The sequence below is a fragment of the uncultured Gardnerella sp. genome (assembly GCF_947280595.1).
Lineage (GTDB): Bacteria > Actinomycetota > Actinomycetes > Actinomycetales > Bifidobacteriaceae > Bifidobacterium > Bifidobacterium vaginale_A.
Genome location: NZ_CAMYOS010000016.1, coordinates 11,789 through 28,103, shown reverse-complemented (window position 1 = coordinate 28,103; position 16,315 = coordinate 11,789). Strand labels below are relative to the sequence as shown.

At 39.9% G+C, this 16,315-nt stretch carries 14 protein-coding genes; 4 read left to right on the top strand and 10 right to left on the bottom strand.

Annotated features, from left to right (window positions below; translation table 11 throughout):
- Positions 1-203 precede the first annotated feature (203 nt).
- The gene (locus Q0X59_RS05200; RefSeq protein ID WP_297643676.1) at positions 204-1,466 is read left to right on the top strand and encodes an MFS transporter; all 1,263 of its coding nucleotides are present in this window, start codon (positions 204-206) and stop codon (positions 1,464-1,466) included.
- Positions 1,467-1,526: 60 nt separating this feature from the next.
- On the opposite strand, the gene Q0X59_RS05195 is transcribed toward Q0X59_RS05200, so the two are convergent.
- The 5 genes from Q0X59_RS05195 to Q0X59_RS05175 form a co-directional block, all read right to left on the bottom strand.
- Complete coding sequence (locus Q0X59_RS05195; RefSeq protein ID WP_297643674.1) at positions 1,527-2,051, bottom strand: hypothetical protein; 525 nt, start codon at positions 2,049-2,051, stop codon at positions 1,527-1,529.
- A gap of 27 nt (positions 2,052-2,078) precedes the next feature.
- Complete coding sequence (locus tag Q0X59_RS05190) at positions 2,079-3,290, bottom strand: FtsX-like permease family protein (protein WP_297643672.1); 1,212 nt, start codon at positions 3,288-3,290, stop codon at positions 2,079-2,081.
- Entirely contained in the window at positions 3,274-3,984 is a 711-nt protein-coding gene (locus tag Q0X59_RS05185; protein ID WP_297643670.1) for an ABC transporter ATP-binding protein, read from the bottom strand. The genes Q0X59_RS05190 and Q0X59_RS05185 overlap by 17 nt, the downstream gene beginning before the upstream one ends.
- Positions 3,981-4,883, bottom strand: a complete 903-nt coding sequence (locus Q0X59_RS05180; protein WP_075522985.1) for an efflux RND transporter periplasmic adaptor subunit — start codon at positions 4,881-4,883, stop codon at positions 3,981-3,983. Before Q0X59_RS05180 ends, Q0X59_RS05185 begins: the two co-directional genes overlap by 4 nt.
- Positions 4,884-5,195: 312 nt before the next feature.
- Entirely contained in the window at positions 5,196-6,533 is a 1,338-nt protein-coding gene (locus tag Q0X59_RS05175) for an ATP-binding protein (protein WP_297643666.1), read from the bottom strand.
- A 323-nt stretch (positions 6,534-6,856) separates the two neighbouring features.
- On the opposite strand from Q0X59_RS05175, the gene Q0X59_RS05170 reads away from it, so the two are divergent.
- Positions 6,857-7,630 (top strand): Sir2 family NAD-dependent protein deacetylase, encoded by a 774-nt coding sequence (locus tag Q0X59_RS05170; RefSeq protein ID WP_075522986.1) that lies wholly within the window; start codon positions 6,857-6,859, stop codon positions 7,628-7,630.
- Here the strand turns inward: Q0X59_RS05170 and Q0X59_RS05165 are convergent, their stop codons facing one another.
- From Q0X59_RS05165 to Q0X59_RS05155, 3 genes are read right to left on the bottom strand one after another with little or no spacing between them, the layout of a single operon-like run.
- The gene (locus tag Q0X59_RS05165) at positions 7,631-9,610 is read right to left on the bottom strand and encodes an alpha-glucosidase (RefSeq protein ID WP_297643662.1); all 1,980 of its coding nucleotides are present in this window, start codon (positions 9,608-9,610) and stop codon (positions 7,631-7,633) included.
- A gap of 48 nt (positions 9,611-9,658) precedes the next feature.
- Positions 9,659-10,039, bottom strand: coding sequence for a type II toxin-antitoxin system YafQ family toxin (locus Q0X59_RS05160; RefSeq protein ID WP_297643660.1), 381 nt, complete (start codon positions 10,037-10,039; stop codon positions 9,659-9,661).
- Entirely contained in the window at positions 10,029-10,340 is a 312-nt protein-coding gene (locus Q0X59_RS05155) for a prevent-host-death family protein (RefSeq protein WP_075522988.1), read from the bottom strand. The genes Q0X59_RS05160 and Q0X59_RS05155 overlap by 11 nt, the downstream gene beginning before the upstream one ends.
- Before the next feature lie 471 nt (positions 10,341-10,811).
- Here Q0X59_RS05155 and Q0X59_RS05150 point away from each other — a divergent pair, with 471 nt between their 5' ends.
- Both Q0X59_RS05150 and Q0X59_RS05145 read left to right on the top strand, forming a co-directional pair.
- Positions 10,812-11,582 carry an esterase gene (locus Q0X59_RS05150; RefSeq protein WP_297643657.1) on the top strand — a complete coding sequence of 257 codons (771 nt, stop codon included), beginning with the start codon at positions 10,812-10,814 and terminating at the stop codon, positions 11,580-11,582.
- A gap of 151 nt (positions 11,583-11,733) precedes the next feature.
- On the top strand, positions 11,734-12,189 hold the full coding sequence (locus tag Q0X59_RS05145) for a nucleoside deaminase (protein ID WP_075522990.1): 456 nt from the start codon (positions 11,734-11,736) through the stop codon (positions 12,187-12,189).
- A gap of 83 nt (positions 12,190-12,272) precedes the next feature.
- Here the strand turns inward: Q0X59_RS05145 and dcd are convergent, their stop codons facing one another.
- Positions 12,273-12,854, bottom strand: coding sequence for a dCTP deaminase (gene dcd, locus Q0X59_RS05140; RefSeq protein ID WP_297643655.1), 582 nt, complete (start codon positions 12,852-12,854; stop codon positions 12,273-12,275).
- Positions 12,855-13,195: 341 nt separating this feature from the next.
- Positions 13,196-16,165, bottom strand: coding sequence for a cation-translocating P-type ATPase (locus Q0X59_RS05135; protein WP_297643653.1), 2,970 nt, complete (start codon positions 16,163-16,165; stop codon positions 13,196-13,198).
- Between the last annotated feature and the right edge of the window lie 150 nt (positions 16,166-16,315).

The following is a 16,315-nucleotide window of genomic DNA, read 5'->3' as shown; positions in this document are numbered from 1 at the left end:
TAGTTAAGAGTAGTTAAGAGTAGTTAAGAGTAGTTAAGAGTAGTTAAGAGTAGTTAAGAGTAGTTCGGAGCACTTCGGAGTAGAACACAGTAACAAACACTCATTTCGCTCACAGTCCATAAAAAGGTGTAAATAAAGGTGTACATATCGAAAGACACATATCATTCATAATATGAAAGAAAGAAAAGTAAGAAGAGTAAGCAATGAACACTGCAGCACGAGTACGATCGGGGTTGGTTATATCCGTTTTATCTCTTAATGCTTTTCTTTTAACAAGCTGTAGATTTGGCGTAAGTCTATATCTTTTAATACATGTCGACTTATCTCACGCAGCGCTTAACGCGGTATCAGTAGCGCTTATGACCTGCATAGCAGCACCGCTTGGCGGAATTATCGCAGATAAATATCCACCAACTAGATTGTTTATAGCGCTAACGTTCTGCTTTGCCTTGTTGTGTACTGGATACGGTTTCGCTTTAGTAGCACAGCATAATCTTATTGCTATTACGGTTACACTACTCGGCATAATATTCGGTTTCTTTACTGCATTTTCTTCGCCTAATCAAAAAGTATTAATGGCATATAGCGCACCAACTGGCGAAAAAACCAAATTTTTAGCAAGCATGCGCATGTGGATTAATCTCAGCAGGCTTGCTGCACCTGCTATCACTGGCATATTTGTTGATATATGCAATCCGCTCATTTTCTTTACGAGCATTGCTATTGTGATGATACTAGCGGCGCTACCTCTACTGTTAGTTAATCTAAACCAGCAAGCACAAAATAGCGAAACTAATACGAAGACAGGAAGCAATAAAACTGCTGGTTTTGCAGCTTCTCTACACTATATGAAATCTACACCATGGTTAATAGTCTTAGGAGTAGTATCAGCATTACAATCGGGATCATGGCTTGCCGCATTCAGACTAATGGGAGCACACCATTGTCTCACACTTTTTCATTCGGCATCCACTTGGGGATCAATAGTCAGCATATTTAACATTGGCATGATTGTAGGTTCGCTATTATGCAAATATATTGTGCTACATTATGAGATTTTATACTCTATTTTATTACCTGGATTCCTTTCTATTCCTTTACTTATTTTCGCACTTAATAATTGGATTGCTCTTTTTCTTTGCTCTGCTTTCATTGCAGGTATTATTTTTGACGCCACTATTGTCTATGGGCAAACAGCTCTTCTCGACGGCATACCAACACACATTCTCGGCGCGACTACTACTTTTACTTCTATTATGGAGCAATGCGGCATTATCGTAGGGTATGCAAGCGTACTAGCATGGGGAAATCTAAATTCATCATTATTTATAATGATTGCTTCTGGTGTAATACTTGTTTCAACAGGTATAGCCTTATGGATTATTCAAGCTCGTAAACAAACATACCCATCAATGCTTACCAAAGATTATTGGACACCATCAATATGGGTAAAAAGAAGCATATAAAAAGAGGCATATAACAAGCTATTTAGTGCGAAAACACAATAAAAAGCTATAAAAATGCAATTACATCACAGGACAATTAGTTTGCACATCCTGTTGGAATCCTGACGGATCTCCCAGTTTTGCTTTACGCATGTGCTCTTTGAAAAAGTTTCGCGTTGCATCATCACAACGATCTGGACCCATAAACGGCATGCTAGGCACTTTTTCAAGCTCATGCAAAGCTTTACTTGCCGCTTGTTCATCACTAGCATACGTGTCTAACCATTGCCGTTCCCAAGCACACTGATAATAATTAGATGCTTGCGTATCGCCATATCCACTCTGGAACTGAGCGTCTTTTTCTTCTCCAACCAAGTTTGCAGGAGCTTTATATTTTTTAGGCCAACTAAGCTTTGCAACGGACTCCTGATATTCCTTCTCTATATGAGCAAAATCAACAGTCTCTCTAGGTGAACTATTTTGCGATCGCGCACCATCCACACCACTCGCATTATTGTTGCCTATTCCTCCACACGCATTAAGCATAAGAAGCGCACTAAGCACACCAACAATAAGAGTTGCTTTACCAATAGTATGATTATTCATTATTCCTTCTTTCTTATTTTTTGAAAATTAACGCAATGCTAATGCTGGCTGTAAACGCGATGCTTTTATTGCCGGCACCACACTTCCAGCAAGCGCTGTAATAAAAGCCGCAATAACAGCTCCAATAGCAGCTTCATATGGGTAAACTGGCGGACTAACTGGGCTTGCTGCATCCCAAAAACTTGATGTTATAGACACAAGACCAAAAGAAACAGCGACAGCAGCAATCGAAACTATCAGCGCTAAAATAATCGCGCTGCCTAACACGAGTGAAGCAATCGACCATTTAGTAGCACCCAAAGCTCTGCGTATAAGCAGTTCATGCGTGCGCTGCTCCAACGATGCTAAACCAATATTGATTAAACCTAGCGCGGAAACAAAAAGCAATAATGCTGCTACGATAGCAAAACTTAATTGCAATACTGTTATAACATTCTCGTAATTATCACTATTATCATGTCTTCTAATTTCGTTTACTTGCCCACCGCAACAGTCATAAAGAGCATCTGAAACATAAGATTTAATTGATTTTTGAGAACGATTTTCTTTATTCAACCAGTAGATTGAGCCTTGAGCTTCTTTTCCAGAATATTCCCAAAGAGTTGGAGCGTAACGTAATAATCCTAGAATATTCACGTATACTTTTGCTGAGTCTACGCCATCGTTCACAACTCCAACAATCCTTATAGGACTCATTTGTGTTGTTTTGCGAGAAGTAATAAATGCTACTTCACCAATCTTGTATCTTTTGCCAGCAGATTGATTTACTACCATTTCTAATGCGTTGCTTTTAGCGCTATTACTAAACCATCTCCCACTTACAACAGGTAAGTTATAAACTTTGTTGTATCCTGCAGTAGTGTAAACAGCGTCAACATATTGAAGATTGCTGGTCTTATATTCTTTGCTTATTTTTACACTCTTCGAGGCTGGCATAGAAGCGCTAAACAGTAGTCCAGTGTTTGGTTGTAGCATAACGTTAGCGTTACGGTTTGCGGATTCAATGCGATTTAAGAATTTGTCAAATACTGAATATTCGTCAAAATTTTGTGCTGAAAAAGTAATCTCGTATGTTGGTCTACGACCGTTTAGCTGTTCGTTAGTTGCAATAAGATAGTCCTTACCAACCGTGCCGATAAGCACTGACGCAATAACGGCAATAATGCCTATAAACATTGAAAAACCTGTGAGGAAGGATCTCATAGGAGACAGGCGCAAATCTTTAAGCAACATGATCATAAAGAACACCGCCTTCCATAGTAAAAATGTGAGAGCAAGAACGAGCCACTTTCATATCATGAGTGACTAATAGTAATGTTGTTCCAGATTCTTGAACACGATCATGCAACACTTGAAGCACTTTTTCTCCCGTACTACTATCGAGCGCACCAGTTGGCTCGTCACAAATAAGTAATTCGGGATTAGTAACGAGAGCACGCGCTATCGCGACTCTCTGCTGTTCACCGCCTGATAGACTTCCAGGGTATTCGTTTAGTTTATCTTGCAATCCAACATCACATAATGCTTCTTCTATCGTTTTTCTTCTTGTCTGCTTGCTTTGTTGTAGTCCTGCGTATAAAAGCGGCAACTCAACATTTTCTCTAATACTTAAATGCTTAATGAGAGAATAGTTTTGAAAAACAAAACCAATATTTCGAGCGCGCATATGCGATACTGTATTATCGCTACACTTTTGGATTGACTTGCCAGAATAATAGTATTTTCCAGTAAAATTTTTATTCAAAAATCCAATAATAGAAATAAGACTCGTTTTGCCAGATCCAGACCTACCAACTACCGCGTATGTTTCACCTTGATTAAGTAACATAGAAGCAGAGTTGACAGTGGTAATCCATTCGCCATTGCCTAGTTTTACACGCGCTGACACGCATTGTAGTTCAACCAGTGGAACAGTATTGTTTCCCATAATCATTGCACTCCTGGAATGAGATCAGGAGAAACGCCTGCTACAACATCACCCTCATGCAAACCAGACGTAATTTCAATATTAGCGCCGTCACTGATTCCAAGACCAACTTCTTTACTCTCCCAATTATCGCCTTTTTTGTATGAGACTAAACCTTTTTGAACTCTTCCAGCAACCGCACTAACGGGCAGTGTTAGAACCGATTGTTTATGCTTGCCATTAAAAACAAGAGTCGCATTTTGGCCTGATTCTACTTCTGCGCTTTTATCTATTAAACAAGTTAAAACTTTTGACGATACACTAGGTGTACTTTGCTCACTCGACTCATCTGTTTGAGTCGAATCAGCACTATCATTCTTGCTACTACCCGAAGCTGCAGCATCGCTAGAAGTTCCACCGCTTTGTACTATTTGCAAACAATTGGTTGGCCCAACACCATCTTCAACTTGGAAGCGACCTTTAACATCTGTAATATCCGCAGAACGAAGTAAAGCTTTTGCATTAAGGCTTATCGAAAAACCTTCATATTTAAGAGTGAATAGTGGGAAAGATTTAGGCACGTCCGCAGATGATTCAGCTACTGACACAACTTTAGCGTCTACGGGAGCAATAATTTTATTACCAGCATTGTAGCCTAGAACACTTCCAGCTTTTACAGCACTTCCTGCTTTTACCGATGGAGAAAAATTCCCTCTACTTACAGCAGCTATAACAAAGGTAGACGATTGTTCTATTGATGCTTTACCCGACACAACTTGTGTTAAAGGCTGTTTTTTGACTGAAACAAGTGGAACTGAATCACGTGATGCCTGCTGTTGACTATTATCAACTGCTCTACCAGAGCATGCAGTAAGCAAACACACTGGCATAGCAGCAAGCAAGAGTACTTTTGTAAACTTACGCATAATACAAAGCTCCTCACTCTCCAAACTCGTAAACGCATAGGATGCGTTGAAACAAGCCTCTCAAACTGATCCAAAATAAATAAAGGGCTCGGTAATGCTGCAATTAACGCTTTTATGATTACCACTTCATTTAGAATTTAAACTTTTGCTTAATAGCCTATAATCGCCGTAAAGAGTTTGCATCACACTAAATGATGATTTTATTTATGATTTTTGGAGCTTGCGTAATACCAGAGAATGATTTATTTTGCATAAAGTTTATACGTTACTGAATGATTGACTTGCTCAGAGGTCTAATATCACTCTATTAAATCACCGCTTAAGACTATCCTCGTTAAGCAAAAAATCAAATAGGTCCATGGTGATTACTCCACGATTATCTCTTGTAGCATGCAATCCATTTTTCGTAACTACTATCTTTTTGAAAGAATTATCAATATAGTAAAGCGAGCGCTTCTCTTGCAATGATTTTTCTTCCGCTGACATAGCGAGCGCAGATTGTATATAATATTTTTCACTTCCCAAAGTAGCAATAAAATCTATTTCCAAAGATTTTTGCACATAAATATCATGGTTATTTTTATCTTTTCGACCAGTATTTTCGGCAATATTCATTTCGCCAATATCCACGTTATATCCACGATACCTTAACTCGTTGTATATAACATTTTCCATAATATGCGACTCTTCAATTTGCCTAAAATTAAGTAAAGCGTTGCGTACTCCAATGTCTTCAAAGTAAATCTTGAACAAGGAATCAATGTATTTTTTGCCCTTAATATTGTACTTCTGAGCTTTGCTTACAAGAAAAGCATCGCTGTAGTAGTCTATGAAACGACTAACAGTTTCTGAAGTAATTTCTCCATATCCATGGCTAATAAACGTGTTAGACAGTTTCCTTGGATTAACAGGAGCACCTATTGACGAAGCTATTACTTGCAACGTTTCAGAAAGAGCCTGCTCTTTTCGCACACCGTTTCGCTGAACTACATCTTTCAAATAAGTTTCTTTAACAAGATTTTCAAGGTATTTTATTTGTTCCTCAACATTTTGCATTCTAGCCACAAGCGGTATTCCGCCAGCAACAATGTAATCTGCCCAAGATTCTGAAATCGTTTTGCTAGAACTTTCCATGTATTCAGCAAAAGTAAGGGGTTGAACGTGAACTTCTGTGCTCCTCCCCTTAAATTCAGTAACAATGTCTGATGAAAGAAAACGGGAGTTAGATCCAGTAACATATATGTCTAAATTTGCGTGCCTTAAGTAACTGTTAAGTGTGCCAACAAAATTATCAAGCAATTGTACTTCGTCAAGAAAAATGTAAAACTTGTCACTATCATTTATTTGCGATGCAATGTAGCGACGGAACACTTTAGCATTGATAATGTAACCAAGTTTTTTATCTGCGATTTTTACTGGCTCGCCATTTGCGAATGGCTCAAGACAATCAATATCTTCGTCTGCATCAAAAGCGAACCGAATAATATTATTCTGCAAAACACCTTGAGAAATAAGAGAGTTATAGAACAGCTCGTTAAGAATGAAGGATTTCCCTGCTCGGCGCACACCAGTAATGATTTTAACCAGACCATTCCAACTAAGCTGGTTAAGTTTCTTTATGTACCTTTGACGATTGAAAATCATTCGCATTCCTTTTCCTTCCACTTCTATCTTCAATTTAGCAAAGTACTTTGGGTTTTACAAGATAGAATTAGCGAAAATGGGGCATATATGGAAATTCTATCTGATATTTTCCAAAGTACTTTGGGTTTTGCAAGATAGACTCAAAAATAACGACAACTCACAAGGAATAATTCTAGATAGTACCAATTCACAAAAAATAATTCAGAACAGCTCCAGCTCACGAACAAATCACAAACAGCTCACAAACAAATCACAAAAACAAAGTATTAGCTGTAAGAAACTGTTATAAAGCATATACTATTAAAATAAAGTAATAGCAGGAGAAAGAAATGACTAACAAAAACAGCAAAGGTCACAACCACCACATAGTAGTTCTTACAGGCGCAGGCATTTCAACTAGCGCTGGAATTCCTGATTTTCGCGGACCAGACGGCGTATGGACTAAGCATCCAGAGCAGATGAACGTTTACGACATAGACGCGTTTTTAAGCAGCGAAGAGGAGCGTATTTACTCTTGGCGATGGCAAAAAGAGTCGCCTGTTTGGAACGCTCAGCCGGGAACAGCACATAAAGCGCTTGTAAAACTTGAGAAAGCTGGAATGCTAGATCTAATCGCCACTCAAAATTTTGACGCACTTCACGAAAAAGCTGGAAACAACCCAGACATCATAGTAAATTTGCACGGAAGTATTGGAACATCACACTGCATGAGCTGCCACGCGAGCTATAAAACTGCCGATATTATGCGCGACTTAGACGAGCATCCAGATCCGCATTGCAGACGCGCTCTACCATACCGTAGCAATATGCCTTGCAACGGTTTAATCAAAACAGACGTTGTTTATTTTGGCGAGGCACTTCCTGAAGGAGCAATGGAAAGAAGCGCGCAAGCAATAGTTAAAGCAGATGAATTATGGGTTATTGGATCAACTCTTGAAGTATTTCCAGCAGCAAGTCTTGTACCGTTAGCAGCGCGCGCTGGAGTACCAATCACAATAATGAACCTAGGCTCTACACAATACGACTACTTGGCAGAGCGAATTATTCGCGAAGATATTGCGAAAGCTCTGCCAAAGTTAGTGGACGAAACAATTGCAAAGTGATTATTGCAAAATAACAGCGATGCCTTCCCAAGGTGAAAGCGTGCCATTTTTCACAGAATTAAGCGCATGGTTCACGTCATAAGTTGCAAGAAGTACATCATTTTCAGTAAATCTGCCTAAAGCGCGATTTTGCAATAATTGCGCGCTTTCCGTAGGTATAGGAACAGTAGATTCTGTCATATTAACCATTACAAGCATGCGCTCTGTGGAACATACAGAAGATTTTTCAGAAACTTTTTCAGCAGGATCTGAAGCAGAAGCAGCAGAATCTGAAGCGGAATCAGCAGAAGAATCTACAGAATCTACAACAAAATCCTCCTGCTTTTCGCAATCAGATTTAAGTTCGCGCACGAAAGCGTACACGCACTCGTCATCCGCATCAACCAAATTCCAAGAGCCAGAAGAAACAATCGGCTCCGAATGACGAAGCGCAATCAAATACTTGTAAAAAGCGTAAACGGAATCCGAATCTTCCATCTGCTCAGCAGCATTAATGTCTACATAATTAGGATTCACACTAATCCACGGCTCTGAGTTATTTGGCGACTGCACATTAAATGGCATGAATCCCGCGTATTTAGAAGCGTTCCATTGCATAGGAGTTCGAGAATTATCGCGACCACGCTTTGCGAGCGCATCCATCATCGACTCAGCTGACTGAATATGCGCTTCTTCTACGCGCTGCTTAAACATGTTCAATGCTTCCAAATCGCGATACTGTTCTAGACGCGTAAAATGCGCGTTAGTCATACCTATTTCTTCACCCTGATACACGTAAGGAGTACCACGATGCATGTGAAGAAGCATTGCAATCGCCTTAGCAGAACGAACTCGCATCTCGTCACTAGATTCACTCCCCCAACGAGAAAGCGCACGCGGCTGATCGTGATTATTAAAGAACAAGCTCGCCCAACCAGAATCCGCTACCGCATGCTGCTGCTCAGCCATCACACGCTTTAATGCAGTAAGCTTAAGAGGCACAGGATTCCACTTAGTTCCATTTTCGCAATCAATATCCACGTGATTGAACAGGAACAACATGTCAAGTTCGCTGTGAGCAGGATCAGTAATATACGTGTTGCGATTCGCTGAAATTCCCGGAGCTTCGCCAACAGTCAAAAAACCTTCGCGCCCTTCGAAAACTTTTGCACGCATCTCACGTAAGAATTCGTCTAGACGAGGACCATCCGAGCAGAATGGGAATGGCGAAGAGTATCCGTCAGCTCCGGCTGGCAAATCCTCAATTGTGCAACCATCTTCACCTGGTAAACGTCCTTCAGAATCAACATGCTTAGAAATTTGCGTAATAACATCCATGCGGAAACCGTCAATTCCGCGATCCATCCACCAATTCATCATCTTGTAAATAGCAGATCGGACTGAAGGATTTTCCCAATTCAAGTCTGGTTGCTTTGGAGAATACTGGTGAAGATAGTATTCGCCACGCTTCGGATCGTAAGTCCACGCAGAACCACCAAAATATGAGCCCCACTTATTTGGCTCAGCATCAGGCTCACCAGGCACACAGCCCTTGCGCGCAGGCCTCCACCAATACCAATCCGCGTAATCACTCGAAGCATCTCTTGAAGCCTGGAACCAAACATGCTCATCTGAAGTGTGATTTACCACTAAATCCATCACAACTTTAAGACCACGCTCGTGAGCGCCAGCCAAAAGCTTGTCCATATCTTCCAGAGAGCCAAAAAGCGGATCAATATCTTGATAGTCGGAAATATCGTAGCCATTATCATCTTGAGGAGATTTGTAAACAGGACTGAGCCATAGCACGTCAACGCCTAAATCAGCCAAATAATCAAGGCGCGAAGTAATGCCCTTCAAATCACCAATGCCATCACCATTAGTATCTTGGAAGCTTCGCGGATAAATCTGATACACAACTGCATTTGCCCACCATGGATTTGGCGTAGCGCCATTTGTGCGCACGGATTGTGGCAAGTTCGCTCTGTCAAAAGTCGTCATATAATCCCCATTATTATTTTTATAATTTATATTCTATTATTCTATACTTTAGCTATCTTTGGATTTTGGACGCAACGATAAAGTATTACTTACCGCCTCAGAATACTTGCGAATAATTTTGGAATTAGTATGAGAATTGGAGAATAATTCATCATGATTCCCCACTCTTACCAAAACTAAAGAAACAGACAATCCATCAACCCAATAAATAAGTAGTAAATTGGGCTGAACATGCAACTCACGATAACCTTTCCAACTACCAGTAAGAGCATGATCACGATATTTACTCTTTAATAGCTGTTGATTATTATCTATGAGAGCCTGAAATACAGAAAGAAAATCTTCAGTGTTAATATGCTTTTTACGAATCTTTTTGTAGTCATTATCAAATGACTTGATTGTAAAAAGACGTCTCTTTTCACATGCCATTTAGGTAATCCATCATATCAGAAGCAGTATGTGATTCATGAGTAAATTCGTGATTTTGAACTTGCCTACGAGCTTCCTCGTTTTTATTTTCAATGGCTTCTTCAATATACTTTTGAAGTTGTTCCTCAAGCGATTGGTAGCGCTCAAAATCTTCACGGTCAATGATGAAGTACATTGGTTGATTGTTTTTTAAAACTGTAACTGGCATACCAGAACTCACTTTGGCAAAAGCCTGTGCAGATTTACCATTACTAAAAGCGCTAATAGGAACCATAGTGCTTATTGGAGCGACTGTAACCATATCTATTACCCTAACTTTTCTACAACAATCCACACATATACTTAGTACATGTATATTTACTATGCTTTTTACAAGTATATATGAAAGTTATTATACTTGTAAATATTATAGTTAAAAGAGTATAAAAAGCGGCCCGCAGTAAAAAACGCGAGCAACGCCTGCTTCCCATTCATGGTACGTTCTGTAAAAATTAGATACCGAGCTGCGTTTATGCGAGATTCGCGTTATTGGAATTGAATAGAAGCAACTGATATATAGTAAAAACGTTAAAGCCAACCTTGTTACTGAATTATCCGACTGATTTTTTGTTTTTATAGCATATTACACAGTTTTGGGAGAATGCCAAACTTTTTATAAATTAATTTTCATATGTCGTATGCCGTAAATGAGAAAATCATAATGGCGTGATACGAAATATTTATTAAAATAACGATTTATAACGCAACTATTTATACGAGCGGCGGTGACGAAATGAATATTAGCGATGAACTAAATGACAATAATGCGGAGAAAAATTCGAAACGTACGCATATCGGTCGCGAATCACATGTTGTGCCGGGTCGTTTTGGTGAGCCATTAAAAGTTACAAATGCACAGTATTCACAAGGTAATGCTTCAGCTCATCCAACGCATCCAATACTTCTACTTCTTCACGGATGGGGTTCAAACGAGGAAGATTTATTGGATTTGTTGAGAGTTGTAGCACCATATAATGACGCAATCGCGTTACGAGCTCCACTTAAACTAGCGCAAGGCGCTTACAGTTGGTTCCACGATGCTGTGCCTCAGCGAGAAGATTTAGATTACGACATGTACGCTGCAGCAGTCGCAATCAATGAGTGGGTGCATGAAAATATTCCAGCAAATCGCGATATTGTTCCATTTGGTTTTTCACAAGGCGCGGCGTTAGCAGTACATGTTTTACGATTGAATCCTGCACGCTACCGCGCGTCTGTTTCACTTTCCGGGTTTATAGCTCCTAATATTCCTACTTGCGAATCTGAAATTATTCTGAAAGATGACGATTTAGCAGAACGCAATATTCCAGTATTTTTCGGCTACGGATTAGAAGATGACGTAATTGCACCTTATGAATTCTCAGCTGCTGCAGCATGGCTTGAAGAGCACACTTGGCTTGAAGAACATCGATACCGCGGGCTGGATCATGCTGTTGACATGAACGAAATTGGCGATATTCGCAAATGGTTTGTCACTCACGATATTTCTTCTGGTCTTATGTAAATTTATTTAAGTTTTTAGGATTATTTGGATTTATAATTATTTAAACTTATTTAAGTTTTTAGGATTATTTATGTTTTAGATTTTATGTAGGATTTATTTAAGTTTATGTAAGTTTCGTTGATTTCTTAATTTGTAAAGTGATTTCATAGATATGCTAGATGAGATAGTATTTGCGATGAATCAAGCCTTAGATTTGGCTCGAGAATCTGCTTCTTCAGGCGAAGTCCCAGTCGGAGCAGTTGTGCTTGACAGCGAGGGCAATATTATTGGCAAAGGTGCAAATATGCGAGAGAAAAACGCTGATCCTCTGGCTCATGCGGAAGTGCTTGCTATGAAATCTGCTGCAATCTCGCGTAAATCTTGGAATCTGTCTGATTGCACTCTGGTAGTAACTCTTGAACCTTGCCCTATGTGCGCTGGAGCTGTACTTCAAACGCGACTTAAACGCGTAATTTTTGGCGCATGGGATGCAAAGCTTGGAGCATGCGGATCTGTCTGGGATATTTTGCGAGATCCTCATATAGGATCCCATCCTGAAGTTATTGGTTCAGTATGTGAATCTGAGTGTGCGCAACTCTTGCGAAACTTTTTCGAAAATCACAGATAATCAGAACAATTCTTCCTAAACGTTAAGCTGCAACATTAACTCGCTGCATATAATCGCCAAACACCGACTTCATGCAATCCAAGCTATTCACTTAAATTCGCACGATAAAAATTCTCGTATGAGCGTGAAGGAGTAGGTCCACGCTGTCCTTGGTAGTGCGAGCCGTTCACTGCAGAACCATAAGGATTCTCGCACGGTGAACTTAGCTGGAAGAAGCACATTTGACCAATCTTCATTCCAGGCCAGAGCTTAACTGGTAAAGTGCTCACGTTTGAAAGCTCTAAGGTTATATGACCCTCAAATCCTGGATCAATAAATCCAGCTGTAGAATGAGTCAATATTCCAAGACGTCCAAGTGAACTTTTACCTTCCAAACGAGCTGCAACCGTGTTATCAAGTTTTACATATTCCCAAGTTGCGCCTAAAGCAAATTCACCCGGATGCAAAATCCAAGGCTCATCTGGAGCTACTTCAAATTGTTCTGTAAGCTCACCTTGATTTTCAGCAGGATCTACATACGTATAAGCGTGATTATTAAACAGACGGAAGAACCTATCTAAACGAACATCTATAGACGCCGGCTGTACCATTTCCGGAGTCCACGGAGTCAAATCCAAATGCCCCTCATCATAGGCTTTGAGGATGTCGCGATCAGACAACAGCATAGCGTCAATTCTCCTTATATGGATATAAGTAAACAAGTAACTTCATTGTTCGCACGAAATAATTCATTGTTTATTTTGTACGAAAATTACAATACAAGCAATTGTAGCGCGTGGCGAGGTCCAACAATTGCGATATCGACATTAAAGTAACCTTTTTTATTAACTCCAAACAATCCATTAAAACAAGTTTTATTGAGAAAAATAATTAAATATACTTTAATTACGCAAAACAAAACGTGGCGCGAAAAGTAGTCAACAAAAGTATCCTACTAAACACACCACGTTTTATAAATATTTATAAAATGATTGCGAGCATAAGCAGCAAAAACAGGAATTAAGTTTCAGCCTTTACGATTAGCAATAAAACGCAATACGCATTTACGAAGCTCCGAGCCTATTAACACAACCATCGAAAGCCCTAAGCACTCAAACCACTCAGTCCAATCAAGCGGAACAGTTCCAAATGGCTCATTTAAGAATGGTATGTAAATCACAGCCAATTGAAGAACTACAGAAACACCAATAGCACCCCAAAGCCAACGATTTGCAAATAGTCCAACAAACACGCTTTGCAAATGAGAACGAGATGCTAATGCATTAAGCATTTGAGCAAAAACGAGAATCGTGAATCCCATTGTTCGCGCGTGAGTTAATTGAGCAGCATGACTTAAAATTGTAGTAGATCTATCTGTAAACAATCCTCCAGACAAATGCATATCCATACCGATAAGAGTAATTGCAGCCATAAGAACACCTATGAATACAATATCTCCCCACATTGGACGGTCGATAACACTATCTTTAAGATTTCTAGGACGTCTGCTCATTACATCATCTGTTTGCGGATCTACTCCCATAGCCAAAGCAGGAGCAGCATCTGTAAGTAAGTTAATCCATAAAAGTTGTGTTGCAAGAAGAGGTAAAGTAACTCCAACAGAATCAGGTTGAGTAATTCCAAGTGCGCCAGCAAAAACTACGCCACCAAAAACAGTGAACACCTCTCCAACGTTTGAGCTAAGAAGATATCGCAAGAACTTACGAATATTATCGAAAATACCTCGTCCTTCTCGAACAGCCGCAACTATAGTAGAAAAGTTATCATCTGCCAAAATCATTTTTGCAGATTCTTTCGTAACTTCTGTGCCAGTAATACCCATAGCAACGCCAATATCTGCAGACTTTACTGCTGGAGCATCATTGACACCATCACCTGTCATAGCAACAATATTTCCTTGACGTTGCAAAGAAGAAACAATTGCAAGCTTATGTTCAGGAGCAACTCTTGCATAAACGCTTGTTTTGCTAATAGCTTCATCAAAAGCAATATTGTCATCATTCTTAGAAAGAAGATTGTCTAATTCATCTCCAGTAATAGCACGTCCTTCTTCACCAACGATGCCAAGATCTCTAGCAATACGAGTTGCTGTAAGGGGGTGATCGCCTGTAATCATAACAGTACGAATTCCTGCGCGATGAGCTTGAGCAACACTATCTCTGACTTCAATTCGAGGAGGATCAATAATTCCAACCATGCCATTGTAAATCAAATCAGACTCAAGAACATCGCTTTGATCAGCAACATCCGCAATCTGTCCAGCGGCGTTAGAAACCATTCCTTCAACTTTTGCAAGACTATCTACTCCAAGCGGTCTATATGCCATTGCAAGAGTTCTGTAAGCTTCGCCAGATAAACGCTCTACTGTTGCAAGAATATCTTCACGATCTCCATCAGTAAGCGGACGCACAGCACCTGCTACAGCAATTCGATTGCAATAGGAAAGCAAAACATCTGGAGCACCTTTAGCACAAACAATCAAATTACCTGAATCGGAACCATCTTTAACGACTACAGACATACGCTTTCGCTCTGAAGTAAATGGAACTTCTGCAACACGAGATAGATGTGCATAGCGGCGATCAGCTTTAGTTTTACGCGCTGCAACTATTAGAGAAACTTCCGTTGGATCTCCAACAGGCTGCCAACTACCATTCGATTCATCATAATGCAAATCTCCATCGTTAGCTAAATATCCAGATCCTAAAGCTCCTATAACTTCAGTTTCAAGATTCTTGCCAACTGCAAGATCTGCATCATTTGAACCAAGCAAAACCATTCTGCCTTCAGGTTTATAACCACTTCCAGTAAGCTGAACTTCTCCACTAGGAGTAATTATGCGTTCAACTGTCATTTCATTGCGAGTTAATGTTCCTGTTTTATCGGAGCAAATAACAGATGCAGATCCTAAGGTTTCTACTGAAGATAGCTTTTTTACAACAGCATGATGCTTTACCATGCGTTGAACGCCAAGAGCGAGAACAACTGTCAAAATAGCAGCCAAACCTTCTGGAACAGCAGCAACAGCCAAAGACACTGAAAGCAAAAGCGAATTGATTACGTCTTGTACGCTACGGAAACCTTCAAGTAACCACATTGAAATTAAAACAACAGCAGCAATAATACATACGGCAATTCCAAGAACCTTAGAAACTCTCACCATTTCACGTTCAAGAGGAGTAGATTCTTCATCTGATTTGGAAAGCATATCTGCAATTTTTCCAACCTGAGTTCTCATACCTGTGGAAGTTACAATAGCGCGACCAGTTCCTTGAGTCACAGCAGTACCATTAAATACCATGTTTGTACGATCGCCTAAAGCTTTTGCAGATTGTAAAACATCAGGTTTTTTACTTACAGCCACAGATTCACCTGTAAGACTTGCTTCTGCAACTCGCAATGATGCTGCAGCAATAAGTCGAGCATCTGCAGAAACAGCATCCCCTTCCCCAAGAACTAAAATATCTCCTGGAACTACTTCTGATGTGTCAATTCGCAAAACACGTCCATCTCTTAACACAGAAGTTTGCGGAGCACTCATTCGCGCCAATGCTTCAACAGCTTCTTGCGCACGAGATTCTTGAATATATCCAAGAACAGCGTTAGCAATCAAAATTATGATAATTACGATTGCGTCAAAAGGTAATATTTCCCCTCCATCATTACCTTTGGATTGAGCGCGCTCAACAAACCATGCAATCGCGGAGATAATAGTAGCTGCTATAAGCAAATACACTAGTGGATCTTTGAATTGCTCAAGGAATCGTTTCCATGCAGGTACTTTAGGAGCAGCAGCAAGAGCGTTAGTACCATATTTTTCAAGTCTTAAAGATGCTTCTTCAAAGCTCAAACCTCGAGAAATATCTACATTAAGCGATTGCGCTACTTGTTCCACACTACATAATGACGGATCTTTACTGCTGATAGAAGAATCAGTCTCTTTATCACTGGATTGATCAAGAGCGTGATCAACCATAATTTCCCCCTTGGGAGTGCCGCGGAGTAGTCAATAATCGCGATATATCTATTTTTGCAAGAATCTCAATTATTGCGCGGTTGTGGATTTACTTAATAAACGTAATTATTACAACGAATAAATACCGTTCTATTATGCCATATAACTCGC